Annotated in this window: 12 protein-coding genes; 8 read left to right on the top strand and 4 right to left on the bottom strand. The window is 70.1% G+C overall.

All coding sequences use genetic code 11. From position 1 onward, the window contains the following. Positions 1-164 precede the first annotated feature (164 nt). The 5 genes from CS1GBM4_RS13110 (at position 165) to CS1GBM4_RS13130 (ending at position 10,104) form a co-directional block, all read left to right on the top strand. Positions 165-1,649: a sigma-54 dependent transcriptional regulator gene (locus CS1GBM4_RS13110; RefSeq protein ID WP_186419175.1), complete on the top strand. Its 1,485-nt coding sequence runs from the start codon at positions 165-167 to the stop codon at positions 1,647-1,649. A gap of 147 nt (positions 1,650-1,796) precedes the next feature. Beyond that, the gene (locus CS1GBM4_RS13115) at positions 1,797-3,686 is read left to right on the top strand and encodes a L,D-transpeptidase family protein (protein ID WP_244607209.1); all 1,890 of its coding nucleotides are present in this window, start codon (positions 1,797-1,799) and stop codon (positions 3,684-3,686) included. Between the two features lie 237 nt (positions 3,687-3,923). After that, a complete protein-coding gene (locus tag CS1GBM4_RS24440) occupies positions 3,924-5,672 on the top strand; it encodes a DUF882 domain-containing protein (protein WP_244607210.1) in 1,749 nt (582 codons plus the stop codon). Positions 5,673-5,784: 112 nt separating this feature from the next. Beyond that, a complete protein-coding gene (locus CS1GBM4_RS13125; protein WP_244607211.1) occupies positions 5,785-6,951 on the top strand; it encodes an efflux RND transporter periplasmic adaptor subunit in 1,167 nt (388 codons plus the stop codon). Positions 6,952-6,954: 3 nt separating this feature from the next. Continuing rightward, positions 6,955-10,104, top strand: a complete 3,150-nt coding sequence (locus CS1GBM4_RS13130; RefSeq protein WP_186419176.1) for a multidrug efflux RND transporter permease subunit — start codon at positions 6,955-6,957, stop codon at positions 10,102-10,104. A 6-nt stretch (positions 10,105-10,110) separates the two neighbouring features. Here the strand turns inward: CS1GBM4_RS13130 and CS1GBM4_RS13135 are convergent, their stop codons facing one another. Then, positions 10,111-10,719, bottom strand: coding sequence for a glutathione S-transferase family protein (locus CS1GBM4_RS13135; protein WP_186419177.1), 609 nt, complete (start codon positions 10,717-10,719; stop codon positions 10,111-10,113). Between the two features lie 80 nt (positions 10,720-10,799). After that, the gene (locus tag CS1GBM4_RS13140) at positions 10,800-11,780 is read right to left on the bottom strand and encodes a LysR family transcriptional regulator (protein WP_186419178.1); all 981 of its coding nucleotides are present in this window, start codon (positions 11,778-11,780) and stop codon (positions 10,800-10,802) included. A 184-nt stretch (positions 11,781-11,964) separates the two neighbouring features. On the opposite strand from CS1GBM4_RS13140, the gene CS1GBM4_RS13145 reads away from it, so the two are divergent. Further along, positions 11,965-12,552, top strand: coding sequence for a nitroreductase family protein (locus CS1GBM4_RS13145; RefSeq protein WP_186419179.1), 588 nt, complete (start codon positions 11,965-11,967; stop codon positions 12,550-12,552). Between the two features lie 131 nt (positions 12,553-12,683). Here CS1GBM4_RS13145 and CS1GBM4_RS13150 read toward each other — a convergent pair whose 3' ends face one another. Together CS1GBM4_RS13150 and CS1GBM4_RS13155 are read right to left on the bottom strand one after the other, a co-directional pair. Beyond that, positions 12,684-12,926: a DUF2312 domain-containing protein gene (locus tag CS1GBM4_RS13150; RefSeq protein WP_186419180.1), complete on the bottom strand. Its 243-nt coding sequence runs from the start codon at positions 12,924-12,926 to the stop codon at positions 12,684-12,686. A 79-nt stretch (positions 12,927-13,005) separates the two neighbouring features. Then, positions 13,006-13,779 carry an N-formylglutamate amidohydrolase gene (locus tag CS1GBM4_RS13155; RefSeq protein WP_186419181.1) on the bottom strand — a complete coding sequence of 258 codons (774 nt, stop codon included), beginning with the start codon at positions 13,777-13,779 and terminating at the stop codon, positions 13,006-13,008. A gap of 124 nt (positions 13,780-13,903) precedes the next feature. Between CS1GBM4_RS13155 and CS1GBM4_RS13160 the strand changes: the two genes are divergently transcribed. Next, complete coding sequence (locus CS1GBM4_RS13160; RefSeq protein ID WP_244607212.1) at positions 13,904-15,223, top strand: DUF4147 domain-containing protein; 1,320 nt, start codon at positions 13,904-13,906, stop codon at positions 15,221-15,223. Next, positions 15,220-15,657: a DUF1036 domain-containing protein gene (locus tag CS1GBM4_RS13165; protein WP_186419183.1), complete on the top strand. Its 438-nt coding sequence runs from the start codon at positions 15,220-15,222 to the stop codon at positions 15,655-15,657. The genes CS1GBM4_RS13160 and CS1GBM4_RS13165 overlap by 4 nt, the downstream gene beginning before the upstream one ends. Positions 15,658-15,672: the final 15 nt, after the last annotated feature.

The following is a 15,672-nucleotide window of genomic DNA, read 5'->3' on the forward strand; positions in this document are numbered from 1 at the left end:
CTCTCATATGCGCGGCCCGCTGCCCGCGATCAACGGCGGCGCTGCCGCAGGTCCCCGATTTCCGGCCGGCCGAGCCAGCTTAAGCGGGGCTTAACCCTTCTCCTCGACAGTGACCCGAAACGGAACAGCCGATTCCGGCTAACAGCCTGGCCTACCGAGGGTTCATGTCAACCATCCTGGTCGTAGACGACGATCCCGTGCAGCGCCGGCTGCTCGACGCGATGCTGAAGCGCTTCGGCCACGACGTCGCTCTGGCCGAGGGCGGCGAGCAGGCGCTGACCCTCCTCGCCGACGAATCGCGCCGCATCGACTGCCTGATCCTCGACCTCGTCATGCCCGGCCTCGACGGCATGGGCGTCCTGGCGGCGATGCGCGAGCGCGGCAGCGAGGTTCCGGTCATCGTGCAGACCGCGAACGGTTCGATCGAGACCGTCGTCTCGGCGATGCGGGCCGGCGCCGTCGACTTCGTGGTCAAGCCTGCCGGCGCCGAGCGCCTGCAGGTCTCGCTCAAGAACGCGCTCAAGCTCGGGGCGCTGGAGCACGAGATCCGCTACATGAAGCGGCGCGCCTCGGGGCATCTCGGCTTCCGCGATCTCGCCAGCAAGAGTCAGGACATGGGCCGCGTCGTCCAGCTCGCCGAGCGCGCCGCCCGCTCCAACATCCCGATCCTGATCGAGGGCGAATCGGGCGTCGGCAAGGAGGTGCTGGCCCGCGCCATCCAGGGCTCCAGCGACCGCAAGGGCAAGCCTTTCGTCACGGTCAATTGCGGCGCGATCCCGCACAACCTCGTCGAATCCATCCTGTTCGGCCATGAGAAGGGCGCCTTCACCGGCGCGACCGAGCGCCATATCGGCAAGTTCGTCGAGGCCAATGGCGGCACGCTCTTCCTCGACGAGGTCGGCGAACTGCCGCTCGACGCCCAGGTCAAGCTGCTGCGCGCCATCCAGGAGAGCGAGGTCGACCCCGTCGGCGGCAGGAAGTCCGTACGCGTCGACATCCGCATCATCTCGGCCACCAACAAGAGCCTGCTGGAGCAGGTCAAGCGCGGCGAGTTCCGCGAGGACCTCTACTACCGGCTCAACGTCTTCCCGATCACCCTGCCGCCCTTGCGCCGGCGGCGCGAGGACATCGCCGACCTCGCCCGCGGCTTCCTCGCCCGCTTCGCCGCGGAGGAAGGCCGGAAACTCCGCGGCATCAGCGCCGAGGCCCTGAGCCTCCTGGCCGACTACGACTGGCCCGGTAATGTCCGCCAGCTCGAGAACGCGATGTTCCGGGCCGTCGTGCTCTCGGACGGCGACGAGCTCACCGTGGCGGAGTTCCCGCAGATCGCCGCGCAGATGGACGGCTTCGACGTGCGCATTCCGCCGGCACCGGCCCTGGTCGCCGCCGAGCCGCGCGGCGAGGCGCCGCCGCGGGTCATCCAAGTGCCGGTGCGCGACCCGAACGCGCTCGATCTCGTCGCCGGCTCCGACATGCGCACCCTGGACGAGCTCGAGCGCGAGATCATCCGCTTCGCGCTCGCCCATTATCGCGGCCACATGTCCGAGATCTCGCGCAAGCTCGGCATCGGCCGCTCGACGCTCTACCGCAAGCTCAAGGATTACGGGCTGATCGAAGGCGAAGACGCCTCCGGGGCCGACGCGGCCTAGTTCGCCCGTAGCGAAACGCGCTCTGCAGCCGACGGGGACCGGCTGCGGAGCCGAATATCGGCCGCTGTTGCAGGCCGGCATCTTGTCGTAGCAGGCCGAGTCACGCAGTTATCGGCGTGGATCGGCCGGGACCGGGGAAGTTCATCGATGCGCCGTCGCCGCCTGGCGGAAACCGTCTCAGCCACCGCACTCGGTCTCTCGCTGCTGCTCGCTTCGGCGGCGGCTCAGGAGCCCGCCGGCACGCTCGGCCTTCCGCTGCCCGAACAGCCTGCCCTCGTGATCCTGCAGCGCGACGCCGAGCCGCGGACCCTCGACATCCCGGCCCCCGCGCAGGTCACGCTCGACCTGCGGCCGTCGAGCGCCCCGCGATCGGCCGAAGCCGCCGAGGCCGGGGAGATGGTCACCGGCGCGCTCTCGACCAGGCCGGACCATGGCGAGACCGTGATCGAGCCCGATCTCGATCTGCCCGAGCCGGAGCTGCCGCCGGTCGATCCGGCCCTGACGAGGCCGGCCGAACCGCGGCCGCAGCTGGCCGAACCGGCTGCGCCGGCGATCGATCTTCCGCCCCTGCCGGAAGTCGCCGTCACCATGCCAGCCGGGCTCGAGCTCTCCGGCCGGATCGCGGCGCAGGCCGAGATCGCGGCGGCCCTGCCGCGCCTCTCCGCCCGCGAGCGCGCCGACATCGTCGCCGCCTACGCCGCCAACGAGAACCGGCCGTTCTGGATCGACGGCAAGGATTTCAGCGCCGCCGGCAAGCAGATCGTCGCCCAGCTCGGCCGTGCCGGCGAGGACGGGCTGCGCCCCGGCGATTATCTGCTGCCGGTCTTCGAGGCGAGCGACAAGGACAGCCTCGCGGCGGCCGACGTCCGGCTGTCGGCGCTTGCCGTGCTCTATGCCCGCGACGCCCGCGGCGGGCGCATCGACCCGCGCCGCCTGTCCAAGCTGATCACGCCGAAGCTCGAGCTGCCCTCGGCGACCGAGGTGCTCTCGGAACTCGCCGGCGCCAGCGAGCCGGGCGCCGTGCTCGCGGCCTACAATCCCCCGCATCCCGGCTACCGGCACCTGAAGGCCAAGCTGGCCGAGCTGCGCGCCGACCGGCCCGAGACGCCCGTCGCCCGCATCCCGGCCGGCCCCGCCCTCAAGGTCGGCATGCGCGATGCCCGTGTTCCCCTGGTCCGCGCCCGGCTCGGCCTCGGCGCCAGCGAGGAACCGGTCTACGACCGCTCGATCGCGCTGGCGCTGGCCGACTTCCAGAAGCAGGCCGGGCTGCGCGCCGACGGCGTGCTCAGCGACCAGACCGTCGCCGCGCTCGCCATGCCGCGCTCGACGCGGCTGGAGAGCGACATCGTCGCCCAGATGGAACGCTGGCGCTGGCTGCCGGGCGATCTCGGCGACAACCGCATCGTCGTGAACATCCCCGAATACAAGATGCGCGTCATGCACGGCGACAAGCTCGTGCACGAGGCGCGCGTGATCGTCGGCAAACCGGAATCGGCGACACCGATCTTCTCGCACCGGATGGAGCACGTCATCGTCAACCCATCCTGGTTCGTGCCGCCCTCGATCCTGAGGAAGGAGTTCCTGCCGGGGCTGGCCGCCGATCCGAGCTATGCCGCGCGGCGCGGCTACGTCGTGACCCGCGGCAGGAACGGCAGCATTTCGGTGCGCCAGCCGCCGGGCGAGCGCAACGCGCTCGGCTGGATCAAGTTCATGTTCCCGAACGACCACGCCGTCTATCTGCACGACACCCCGAACCGCAGCCTGTTCGCGGCCGGCAAGCGCGCCTTCAGCCATGGCTGCGTCCGCGTCGAGAATCCGTTCGCCCTGGCCGACCAGGTGCTCGGGCCGGAATGGACCAGCGAGCGGCTGAAGCGGCTGATCGGCTCCGGCGAGCGCACCATCAAGCTGCCGCAGCCCCTGCCGATCCATCTCGTCTACGAGACCATCGTCGTCGACGCGGCCGGAACCGTCAGCACCTTCGACGACATCTACGGCTTCCACAGGCTGGTCAGGAACGCGCTCGAGCAGCGGTCCTGACCGGCTCGGCCCACCGCAAAAGTCCCATTCGGCACGGTTTCGCCACGATCTGCCGCTAGCGAGCAAGCTTGCTTGCCGAAGACCGGCGGGGGAGTTGTCTCGCCGGTAACCTCCCGTTAAGCCTTCTCGGCAACTGTTCCTTCACGTTTACCGCTCCGGCTCGCCCCGGTGCTTCGAGACGGGTCTGACAGAGTGAGCAGGTTGAAAGCCGAGACCGCAGCACGGCTCCCGCATCCCTTGCGGCATAGCGCACGTGCCGGCTTCCTGCTGATCGCCAGCGCGAGCTTCCTGGTCCTCGGCGTGCGCTCGACCCAGAACGCCATCGCCAACGGCGACACGCGCACCATCACCATCCGGCACATGCACACCAAGGAGGAGGCGACCGTCACCTTCAAGCGGGACGGCCGCTACGATTCCGCCGCGCTCGAGAAGCTCAACTGGGCCCTGCGCGACTGGCGCATCGACGAGCCGATCCGGATGGATCCGAAGCTCTTCGACGTCGCCTGGGAGGTCCACCGCAAGGTCGGCTCCGACCAGCCCTTCCACGTCGTCTCCGCCTATCGCTCGCCCGGCACCAACTCGATGCTGCGCCGCCGTTCGCGCGGGGTCGCCAAGCACAGCCAGCACATGCTCGGCAAGGCGATGGATTTCTACCTGCCGGACACCCCGACCGCCCGCATTCGCGAGACCGCGATGCGGTTGCAGCGCGGCGGCGTCGGCTTCTATCCGGGCGCTCACACCCCCTTCGTCCATCTCGATGCCGGCTCGGTGCGCTCCTGGCCGCGCATGACGCGCGACCAGCTCGTGCGCCTCTTCCCGGATGAGAGGACCGTGCACCTGCCGGCCGACGGCAAGCCGCTCAGCGGCTACGAGGTCGCGAAGGCCGAGATCCTGTCGAGCGGCGGCTCGGTGATGGGCTACGCCGCCGCGGATTACGACGAGGGCGCGATCATGGCCTCGAGCGGCGGCGGCAAGAGCTTCTGGGCGGCGCTGTTCGGCGGCGACGACGAGGAGGCCGACGCCCGTCCGGCCCGTGGCCGCGCCGCGGCCCGGCGCGCGCCGACGCCGCAGCCGACCGTCATCGCCTATGCCGGCGACGGCAACAGCGGCGATGGCGGCCGCTTCGCCGTCTTCAACCCGCAGCCGGCGCAGCCCGAGCCCACCGGCCGCGCCCTGCTGCGCGACCGCTCGAATCGCGCGACGACCACCGCCCAGCCGCCGGCCGAGACCCAGGTCGCCGCGCTCGCTCCGGCCGAGGCGGCTCCGCCGGAGCCGGCGAAGCCGAGCCCGATCGCGACCGCCCTCCCCGTGGCGCGCCCGAGTGGTCTGACCCCGCCCGTTCCGAATCCGCCGGCCGGCTCGCCGCAACTCGCCGCCATGGCGGCCGAGGCCTCGGCCTTGCCGCTGCCCACGACCGAGCAGAAGCTGATCCTCGCCTCGCTTCCGCCGCGCCGGCCGAGCGACCTGCCCGGCCCCTCCCTGGAAACCATCATCACCGGCCGGCCCGTCTCGGCGCCGCTGCCGCCCTCGCGGCCGGTCGCGCTGGCGAGCCTCTCGACCGAGGGGCTGAGGCTCGGCGAGGCGAACGAGGACGCCGTTCCGGCTGGCGCCAGGCTCGTCACCGTCAGCCATCCGCCGCCGCCGATCAGGCCGCGTCCGCCGGCTGCCGCGCCGGAACCTGCCCGCGCGCCGCAGATCGCCGCGCAGCCACGGACCCCCATCGCCGCCGAATACGACGCCGACCGGGCGGGCCTCGACACGCTCTTTGCCACCGTCGCGGCGCCCGCCGCCGCGCCGGCACGCCGCACCACCGTCGCGGCCGCCAGGGCGAAGGCTCCGTCGGAAGCCCAGGCCAGGGGCTGGGTCGCGGGCCAGAGCCCGGCCGCGGCGCTCGGCTTCTCCGCCGCCGAGCCCAGCGATGTCGGCACCGGCGGCTTCAGCGGGCCCGCGGTCAAGGCCCTGCCGACCACCTTCATGCAGCATTGAGCGTTAACCGATCCGGCCGGCGCGGCCGTTTCGTCATCACGCTGACGTAGCGCCCCCGGAGGAAAGAGCGCAGAATGCCGCCGGCCGCGAGTCGCGGTGACGAAGCGGAGGCATGTGGGGGCTCATGCTGGACGGTGTGCTTTCAAGACGCGCAAATCTGCGCCGTTCGCTCCGGCTCGGCTTCCTTCTTCCCCTCGCGCTGGCGGTGTCCTGCGGCCCTGCGCTCGCGCAGCAGGCGCAGCCTGCCGCGCTCCCGGTCGGCACCGTCGCCGCCGAGAAGCGGGCGATCGGCCGCACCGCCGATTTCGTCGGGCGCATCGAGGCGGTGAACCGGGTCGAAATCCGGGCCCGCATCACCGGGTTCCTCGACGAGGTGCTGTTCCGCGACGGTGAGACGGTGAAGGAGGGCACGCCCCTCTTCCGCATCGAGAAGGCGCCGTTCGAGGCCGCCGTCGAGCAGGCGCAGGGCGCGCTCGAGCGCGCCGAGGGCACCTTGCAGAACGCCACCAGCCAGCGCGCCCGCGCGGAGGACCTCCTGCGCACCAATGCCGGCTCGGTCGCGGTGCGCGACCAGCGTGTCGCCGAGGAGAAGGCGGCGCAGGGCGACGCGACGACGGCCGCCGCGAACCTGAAGACGGCGCAGATCAATCTCGGCTACACCGAGATCACCTCGCCGATCGCCGGCCGCATCGGCCGCTCCAAGCTGACCAAGGGCAATGTCGTCTCGCCCGACAGCGGCGTGCTGGCGCTGATCGTCAGCCAGGACAGGATGTACGTCACCTTCCCGGTCAGCCAGCGCGAATTCCTCGAGATCAATACCAACCAGGCTCCCAGCAGCGCCACCGCGCCGAAGGTCAGCCTGCGCTTCTCCGACGGTTCGAGCTATGCCGAGCAGGGCACGATCGACTTCGTCGACGTCTCGGTCGACCGCGCGACCGATACGATCCTCGTGCGCGCCGTGCTGCCGAACCCGTCCGGCAAGCTGGTCGACGGCACGCTGGTGCGCGTCGCCGTCCACGGCAACGAGCCGGAGGAGAAGGTGCTGGTGCCGCAGGCGGCGCTGATCGCCGACCAGCAGGGCGCCTATGTCTTCGCCGTCGAGGACGGCAAGGCGGTCGTCAAGCGGCTGAAGATCGGCGGCGAGAGCGGCGCCTACGTCATCGTCGAGGACGGGCTCGCCGGCAACGAGCAGGTGATCGTCGAGGGCTTGCAGGGGTTGAGGCCCGGGACTCCCGTCCTGCCCTCGCCGGTGACGCCGCCGCTGTCCGGCCGGAGCTGAGTCATGTTCACCTCCGTCTTCGTCGACCGGCCGCGGCTGGCGATCGTCATCGCGATCGTCACCGTGATCGCCGGCCTGATCTCGCTCTTCGCCATCCCGGTCGCGCAGTATCCCAACATCGTCCCGCCGCAGGTCTCGGTGACGGCGTCATATTCCGGCGCCGCGGCGTCGGTGGTCGAGCAGACGATCGCGCAGCCGATCGAGGCGCAGATCGTCGGCACCGACAAGATGCTCTACATGAAGAGCGTCAGCGGCAACGACGGCAGCTACTCGCTCCAGGTCTCGTTCGAGCTCGGCACCGATCCGGACATCAACACGGTCAACGTCAACAATCGCGTCCAGATCGCGCTGTCGAAGCTGCCGGAAGAGGTCCGGCGCACCGGCGTGACCGTCAAGAAGCAATCCTCGGCCCTGCTCGGCGTCATCGCGGTCTATTCGCCGAAAAAGACCTATGACAGCCTCTTCGTCTCCAACTACACCACGATCAACCTGCTGGACGCGATCCGCTCGACCCCGGGCGTCGGCGATGCCGCGCTCTTCGGCGCCCAGGACTACGCCATGCGCGCCTGGGTCCGCACCGACGCGCTGACCGGGCTCGGGCTCACCACCAGCGACATCATCGGCGCCATCCAGGCGCAGAACGCGCAGGCCGCCGTCGGCCGCATCGGCGCCCGACCGATCTCCGACGACCAGCAGCTCCAGCTCAACATCCAGACCAAGGGCCGGCTGAGCACGCCGCAGGAATTCGAGCAGATCGTCATACGCACCAATGCCGACGGCTCGGTGCTGCGCCTGTCCGATGTCGCCCGCATCGAGCTCGGCGCCGCCAGTCTCGACCGGGACACCCGGCTGAACGGCGGCCCGGCCGTGCTGATCGGCATCTACCAATCGCCCGGCGCCAACGCCATCACGGCGCTCGATGCGGTCAAGAAAACGGTCGCCGATCTCGCCCGCAGCTTCCCGGACGATCTGGCCTGGAAGGTCACCTACGATCCGACCGCCTTCGTCACCGCGACCATCCACGAGGTCCAGAAGACCCTGATCGAGGCCTTCGTCCTCGTCATCCTGGTGGTCTATCTCTTCCTCGGCAGCTTCCGCGCCACGCTGGTGCCGACCTTCGCCGTGCCGGTCAGCCTGATCGGCACCTTCATCGTCCTCAACGCCATCGGCTACTCCGCCAACACCGTCTCGCTGCTCGCCATCGTTCTCGCCATCGGCATCGTCGTCGACGACGCCATCGTCGTCGTCGAGAACGTCGAGCGCGTCATGGAGGAGCACCCCGAGCTCTCTCCGGCCGAGGCGACCAAGAAGGCCATGGGCGAGATCGTCGCGCCGATCATCGCGATCACCCTGGTGCTGCTCTCGGTCTTCGTGCCGGTCGCCTTCATCCCCGGCATTTCCGGCGAGCTCTTCCGCCAGTTCGCGATCACCGTCGCCGTGGCGATGCTGCTCTCGGCGATCAACGCGCTCACCCTGTCACCGGCGCTCTGCGCCATCCTGCTCAGGCCGCATCACGGTCCGCGCCGCGGCCCGATCGGCCATGTCATGCGCGGCATCGACTGGACCCGCGACCGCTATGGCGACGCCGTCGCCAGGCTGGTGCGGGTCGCCCTCGTCAGCCTGGCGCTGACAGCCGCCTTCGCCGCCGGCATCTATGCGATGGGACGCGTCACCCCCTCCGGCTTCCTGCCCGAGGACGACCAGGGCGCCTTCTTCGTCGTGGCGCAACTGCCGGACGGCGCCTCGATCAACCGCACCTCGGCCGTCGCCGCCGAGGTCGAGAAGATCATCAAGACCGAGAGCGCGGTAGCGGATTACTCGTCGATCATCGGCCTCAACTTCATCGACAACTATTCGCAGTCCAACGCCGCCTTCTTCCTCGTCTCGCTGAAGCCGTTCGAGGAGCGCGCCGGCGCCGAGGACAGTTCGCAGGCGATCATCGCGCGTCTCGGCCAGAAGCTGCGCGCCGTGCGCGGCGGCTCCGTCGTGCCGATCGCCCCGCCGCCGATCATCGGCCTCGGCAGCGGCGGCGGTTTCACCTATGTCCTGCAGGACATGGGCAGCTCGGATCCGAAGGCGCTGGCGCGCACGCTGCGCGGCCTCACCGTCGCCGCCAACCAGGACCCGCAGCTGCGCCGCGTCTTCTCGACCTTCTCGGACACGACCCCGTCGGTCTATCTCGACATCGACCGCGACAAGGTCCAGATCCTCGGCGTCGACCTGAGCGCACTGTTCCAGGTGCTGCAGGCTTCGCTCGGTGGCTTCTATGTCAACGACATGAACCTGTTCGGCCGCACCTGGCAGGTCAAGGTCCAGGCCGAGGGCATCGACCGCGCCTCGATCGACGACATCTACCGGATCAATGTCCGCAGCCGCGACGGCGGCATGATCCCGCTGCGCAGCCTGCTCGAGGCCCGGATCGTCGTCGGCCCTCAGGCGCTGATCCGCTACAACAACCGCCTCGCCGTCACCATCCAGGGCACGCCGGCGCCCGGCGTTTCCTCGGGGCAGGCCCTCGCCGCCATGGAGCAGGTCGCGGCCAAGACGCTGCCGGCCGGCTATCGCGGCGCCTGGACCGACGTCTCCTTCCAGGAGAAGCGCGCCGAAGGCCAGACGGGCATGATCCTCGCCTTCGCCGTGCTGTTCGCCTACCTCTTCCTGGTCGCGCTCTACGAGAGCTGGACGATCCCCGTTCCGGTGCTGCTCTCCGTCGCGGTGGGGGTGCTCGGCGCCTTCCTCGGCATCGTGCTCGGCGGCCTGACGCTGGATCTCTATGCCCAGATCGGCATCATCGTGCTGATCGGCCTCGCCGCCAAGAACGGCATCCTGATCGTCGAGTTCGCCAAGGAGCTGCGCGAGAAAGGCACCCCGCTGCTCGAAGCCTCGATCCACGGCGCGCGCCTGCGCTTCCGGCCGGTGATGATGACCTCGCTCGCCTTCATCCTAGGCCTGCTGCCGCTCGTCATCGCGGAAGGCCCCTCGCGCCTGGCGCGGCGGGATGTCGGAACGCCGGTGTTCGGCGGCATGCTCGCCGCCGCGCTGATCGGCATCTTCGTGATCCCGGCGCTCTACGTCGTCTTCCAGGGCCTGCGCGAGCGCCTGCGGCCGGGCGCGAGGCCGAAGGCCGAACAGGCGCAGGCGCCCGCGGAGTAGCCGCGCCTATTCCTTGTCGATCGGCCAGGCCTTGAACACCGGCAGGGCCTCGCACGCCGCGGCCTGGCGCGCCAGCGCCGGCCAGCGCGCCTCCTCGACGAAGTCGGGGATCACGAAGCGGCAGAAGCCCCAGGCGATCGCGGCGGCGATGTCGCCGGGCCGGAGCTCCGGGCCGGCCCCGATCTCGCCGCGTCCCGCCGCCTGGTCGAGCAGATCGAGCGCCGTATGCAGCTGCGACAGGATGCGCTCCTGCCAGTTCTCGTAGCGCTTCTCCTCCGGCCGCTTGCGCTCGTACTCGACCGCGACCGCCTTGTCGGCGGCGACGATGCCGATGCCGGTCAGGCCGAGGTCCCTGACCCGCGCCGCCGGATCGGCCGGACGCAGCGAGCGGCCGGCGACGTCTTCGAAATGCTGGATGATCAACAGCGAGTCCGTGATCACCGTACCGTCGTCGGCGACCAGCGTCGGCGCCTTGATCAGCGGATTGATCTTGCGGAATTCCGGCATGTGCCGGAACACGGAGACGGAACGGTGCTCGAAATCCAGGCCGAGCAAAGTCCCGGTGACGGCCGCGCGCCGCACATAGGGGCTGTCGAGCATTCCAACCAGCAGCATGACGATCTCCCGTTTCGTTGCGGGCGGCACCCTGGCGGCTCGCGGGCATATTGCCACGCGAATTCCGGTGAAGCGCGACTTCACGCCATTTGATGCTCGTCGGCCTGAAGCTCCTCCGGGGCCAATTCGCCGGCCGCGACCTTCGCCTGGATCGCGGCCTGGCACGGGTCCCATGACGGCGCATTGCCGAAACGTTCGAGCATGAGATCGATCAGGACCCGCACCTTGCCGGGCACATACGGCCCCGGCGGGCGCACGACATGGAGCGCGCTCTCGCGCATCGGATAGCGCCAGAGGATGTGCTCGAGCGTGCCGGCGCGGATTGCATCGCTGGCGATGAAGGTCGGCAGGACGGTGAGCCCCAGCCCGGATTCGGCCCAGCGCAGCAGCGTGTCGCCATTGTCGGAGCGCAGCCGCCCCGACGGGCGCACGGCGACCCAGCGCCGGTTCATGCGGAAACACCATTCCGCGGCGCTGGTGCCGGAATAGATCAGGCATTCGTGCCGGGTTAGCTCGAGCGGGCTCTCGGGCCGGCCATGCCGGTCGAAATAGGCCGGGCTGCCCAGCACGGCCATCTTCACCGGCACGATGCGACGCGCCACCAGGCTGGAATCCTTGAGCGCCCCGATCCGGATCGCGGCGTCGAAGCGCTCGCCGATCAGGTCGACCTGCCGGTCGCTGGCCTCGACGTCGAGCTCCAGGCGGGGATGGCGCTCCGCGAGTTCGGCAAGCACCGGCGCGAGATGGCGGACGCCGAACGAAAGCGGCATCGACAGCCGCAGACGGCCCGCGATCCCCTCGGATTGCCGCGCCACGGCCTCGCGCGCTTCGGCGAGCTCCGACAGGATGCGCTCGCCGCGCAGCTTGAATTCCAGCCCCGCCTCGGTCGCCGCGACGCCGCGCGTGGTCCGGCTGAGCAGCCGCGTGCCGAGATCGGCCTCCAGCCTGGCGATGCGGCGGCTGACGATCGATTTCGCCAGGCCGAGGCTATGGGCGGCCCGGCCGAAGCCGCCGGCGTCGACGACCGCGATGAAGCTCCTGATATCGTCGATCTCGGACATTAAGCGTTCCTGCACGAGCAACAGAGTGGTGCCCAATATGGGCATTCTGGTGCGGCAAGTGAACCGCTACCTCTGCACCATCAGACCCGCCTTCGCAGGAAGGGCGCCTCAGGGCGCGCTCCGAGAAGAACCGCCCCGTTTCATCGGCCTGCCGGCGTGACAGCGTTCACAAGATGAGGAAGCCATGCTCGACAAGCTCAAGAAGCGCCGTACGCAATACGCCCTCGGCAAGACCCTGCCGCTCCCGGAAGCGCAGGTGGATGCCCTGATCAGGGAGGCGATCCGCCTGTCGCCCTCCAGCTTCAACTCGCAAAGCTCGCGCGCCGTCATTCTCTTCGGCCGGGAGAGCGACAAGTTCTGGAGCATCACCAAGGAAGCGCTTCAGGCGGTCGTGCCGGCTGCCGATTTCGCCGCGACGGCCAAGAAGATCGAGGCCTTTGCAAGCGGCGCCGGGACCGTGCTGTTCTACGAGGATCAGGAGCCGGTGAAGGCGCTCCAGGCCAACTTCCCGCTCTATGCCCACAATTTCCCGATCTGGTCCGAGCATTCGACCGGCATGGCGCAGCTGGCGGTGTGGACGGCGCTCGCCGACGCCGGCATCGGCGCCAGCCTGCAGCACTATCATCCGCTCGTCGACGCGGAGGTCGCGAAGACCTGGAACATTCCCGCGTCCTGGAAGCTCACCGCGCAGATGCCGTTCGGCTCCAACGAGGCGGGCTTCGCGGAGAAGACCTTCATCGACGACGCGCTGCGGTTCCGCACCCACCGCTGACCGAAGCGCGCGTCGGAGCCGCATAGGGCCGGCCCGGCTCGGATGCGCAGCCCGAGCGGTCCCGCCGCCGAAAAGCGAAACGCCGCCCGAGGGATCCCGGGCGGCGTTTTCGTCCTGGCCGGAGCCTGCCTTCAGGCCGTCTCGCCGACCGCCTGCAGATAGAGGTCGAGGATCGCCTCCTCCTCCTTGCGCTCGTTGAGGTCGCGCTTGCGCAGCGCGATCACCTTGCGCAGCACCTTGACGTCGTAGCCATTCGCCTTGGCCTCGGAATAGACCTCCTTGATGTCGTCGGAGATGGTCTTCTTCTCTTCCTCGAGCCGCTCGATGCGCTGCACGATGCTCTTGAGCTGATCGCCCTGAACCGGATCGTCCATTCTCAAAACCCTTTTTCGGAATTCGGCCGCAGGGGTTCGCAAGGATGGGCGCGCAGGTCAAGCGAGAAGGGCGCCGAGTTCACATCTCTCGTGCCGCGGCGAGCGCGCCGGGCAGCAGGCGCGCCAGCCTCATCCCCCAGGCGCGGGCCGCATGCGGCTGGCCGATCAGGTCCTGACGGATCTCGACCAGGGCGTCGAGCAGGCCGCGGCGCCGCGCGTGACGGTCGATCGTGTCGCCCGGCAGGCCGCCATGATAGGGCTCGTTGTCGCCGACGATCAGGTCGCCCTCGGCCTGCAGCTGCGCAATCAGCGCCTGCGCCAGCCGGCCCTCCTTGTCCCACAGCACGCCGGCATGCCAGGGCCGCGGCACCCCCTTCCAGAACGGCGTGAACGAGTGCAGCGAGACGATCGCCGGCGGATGGCCGGCCGCGAGCGCCGTGCCGATCGCAGCCTCGATCGCCGTGTCGTAGGGAGCGTAGTAGCGCGCGATCCGCTCGGCGATGCCGGCCTCGTCGATGCGGGCATTGCCCGGCACGATCGCGCCGTCCGAGATCCGCATCACCAGGGTGGGATCGTCGCGGCCGCGATTGGGGTCGATCAGCAGGCGCGAGAAATTGCTGAGCACCGCCGGCGCGCCGAGCGCCTGCGCCATGGCGCGCGTCATCTCGGCGGCGCCGATGTCGTAGGCGATGTGGCGCTCGAGCTGCTGCGGCGGCAGGCCGAGCGCATTCAGCTCCGGCGGAATCGCGTTCGTCGCGTGATCGCAGAGCAGCAGGACGCCGGTGGCCGGGTCGCCCGGGATGATCTCGACATCACCGGCCCGCCGAACAGCCCTCGTGCTCGGCGAAGCCATGTCCGGACGCATTCTGCCCTCGGCATAGATCAGTAAATCGCGGGTGACGCCCGCACCGCAGCGACATAGAAGGAGCTCGGACGAAAGTCGATCGCCGACGGCAGATTCGCAAGAGGGAATGCGCTTGGAGCAGCGAGCAGACGCAATCGCGCAACGGCGCCGGATCGCGCGCGCGATCTTCGACGCGGCCGTCGCTCGTGCCCATCCGCGGAGCTGGCTCGCCGCCCATCTGCCCCCTCCCCCGGCGAACGGCCGCCTGATCCTGCTCGCAGCCGGCAAGGCCGCCGGCAGCATGACGTTGCTGGCGGAAGCCCATTATCTCGACGCCCTGAAACTGCCGCCCGAGCGCCTGCTCGGCCATGCCGTGGCGCGTCACGGCTATGAGGCGCAGACCCGCCACATCCCGATGCTGGCCGCCGGCCATCCCGTGCCCGACGAAGGCAGCATCACCAGCGCGGCCCGCGCGCTCGAGCTCGCGGCCTCCGCCGGCGCCGACGATCTCGTCCTGGTGCTGCTGTCCGGCGGCGGCTCGGCCAACTGGGTCGCGCCGGCAGGGGCCCTGACCCTCGCCGAGAAGCAATCGGTCAACAAGGCGCTGCTGCGCTCGGGCGCGCCGATCGGCGAGATGAACATCGTCCGCAAGCGGCTCTCGCGCATCAAGGGCGGGCGGCTCGCCCTCGCCGCCGCGCCGGCGCGGCTGCTGACCCTCGCCGTCTCCGACGTGCCGCATGACGATCCCGCCGCGATCGCCTCGGGGCCGACCGTGCCCGATCCGAGCACCATGGCCGATGCCCGCGCCATCGTCGCCCGCTACGGGCTGACGCTGCCGCCCGCGGCGCAGGCCCTGCTCGCCGACGACGCCAGCGAGACGCCGAAGCCCGGAAATCCCGCCTTCGCCGACACCGAATACCGCATCGTCGCCCGCCCCGCCGACGCCATCGCCGCGGCGGTGAGGGCCGCCGCGGAGGCGGGCTACGAGCCGATCGATCTCGGGCCCGACCTCGAGGGCGAGGCGCGCGAGGTCGCAGCCGCCCAGGCGCGGCGGGCGCTCGCACTCAAGGCCGCGGGCCGACGGGCTGCGCTGATCTCCGGCGGCGAGCTCACCGTCACGATCGCCGGAGACGGCCGGGGCGGGCCGAACCAGGAATTTGCCCTGGCGCTGGCGCTCGCGCTCGCCGGCGAGCCCGGCATCGTCGCGCTCTCGGGCGACACCGACGGCACCGATGGCGGCGGCGGCGAGGCGACCGACCCGGCCGGCGCGCTCATCGACGAGACCACGCTCGCCCGCGCCCGCGGCCGCGGCCTCGATCCCGCCCAATCCCTGGCCCAGAACGATTCCACCGGCTTCTTCTCGGTCCTCGGCGACCTGTTGCAGACCGGCCCGACCCCGACCAATGTCAACGATTGCCGCGTGATCCTGATCGATCCAAGTTCCGATAGATGAGCCGAAGCGGACTTTCCCTCTCAGCAGCGCTTGCCGCCGGGCTGTTCCTGGCCGGCGTCGGCCCGGCCCTGGCCGATCTGCGCATGTGCAACACCACGGGCAGCCGCGTCGGCGTCGCCCTCGGCTATCGCGACGCCCAGGGCTGGGTCACCGAAGGCTGGTGGAACCTCGCGCCGCGCGCCTGCGAGACCCTGCTGCGCGGCACGCTCGCCGCGCGCTTCTACTACGTCCATGCCGTCGACTACGACAAGGGCGGCGAATGGACCGGCAAATCGGTGATGTGCACGCGCAACAAGGAGTTCACGATTCGCGGCATCGAGGACTGCCTGGCCCGCGGCTACGAGCGCTCCGGCTTCTTCGAGGTCGACACCGGCGAGCAGAAGGGCTGGACGATCCAGCTCACCGACACGGCGGGCGCCGCGCCGCGCCCGTGATTCCGAGCGGCCGCG

The sequence above is a fragment of the Allobosea sp. CS1GBMeth4 genome, from assembly GCF_900185715.1.
Taxonomy (GTDB): domain Bacteria; phylum Pseudomonadota; class Alphaproteobacteria; order Rhizobiales; family Beijerinckiaceae; genus Allobosea.

Bases quoted from the DNA above. Each gene is read 5' to 3' on its own strand.
- CS1GBM4_RS13115 (WP_244607209.1), top strand. From the start codon at position 1,797: ATGCGCCGTCGCCGCCTGGCGGAAACCGTCTCAGCCACCGCACTCGGT.
- CS1GBM4_RS13145 (WP_186419179.1), top strand. From the start codon at position 11,965: ATGCTCGACAAGCTCAAGAAGCGCCGTACGCAATACGCCCTCGGCAAG.
- CS1GBM4_RS13110 (WP_186419175.1), top strand. From the start codon at position 165: ATGTCAACCATCCTGGTCGTAGACGACGATCCCGTGCAGCGCCGGCTG.
- CS1GBM4_RS13150 (WP_186419180.1), bottom strand. From the start codon at position 12,926: ATGGACGATCCGGTTCAGGGCGATCAGCTCAAGAGCATCGTGCAGCGC.
- CS1GBM4_RS13135 (WP_186419177.1), bottom strand. From the start codon at position 10,719: ATGCTGCTGGTTGGAATGCTCGACAGCCCCTATGTGCGGCGCGCGGCC.
- CS1GBM4_RS13140 (WP_186419178.1), bottom strand. From the start codon at position 11,780: ATGTCCGAGATCGACGATATCAGGAGCTTCATCGCGGTCGTCGACGCC.
- CS1GBM4_RS13125 (WP_244607211.1), top strand. From the start codon at position 5,785: ATGTGGGGGCTCATGCTGGACGGTGTGCTTTCAAGACGCGCAAATCTG.
- CS1GBM4_RS13130 (WP_186419176.1), top strand. From the start codon at position 6,955: ATGTTCACCTCCGTCTTCGTCGACCGGCCGCGGCTGGCGATCGTCATC.
- CS1GBM4_RS13155 (WP_186419181.1), bottom strand. From the start codon at position 13,779: ATGGCTTCGCCGAGCACGAGGGCTGTTCGGCGGGCCGGTGATGTCGAG.
- CS1GBM4_RS13165 (WP_186419183.1), top strand. From the start codon at position 15,220: ATGAGCCGAAGCGGACTTTCCCTCTCAGCAGCGCTTGCCGCCGGGCTG.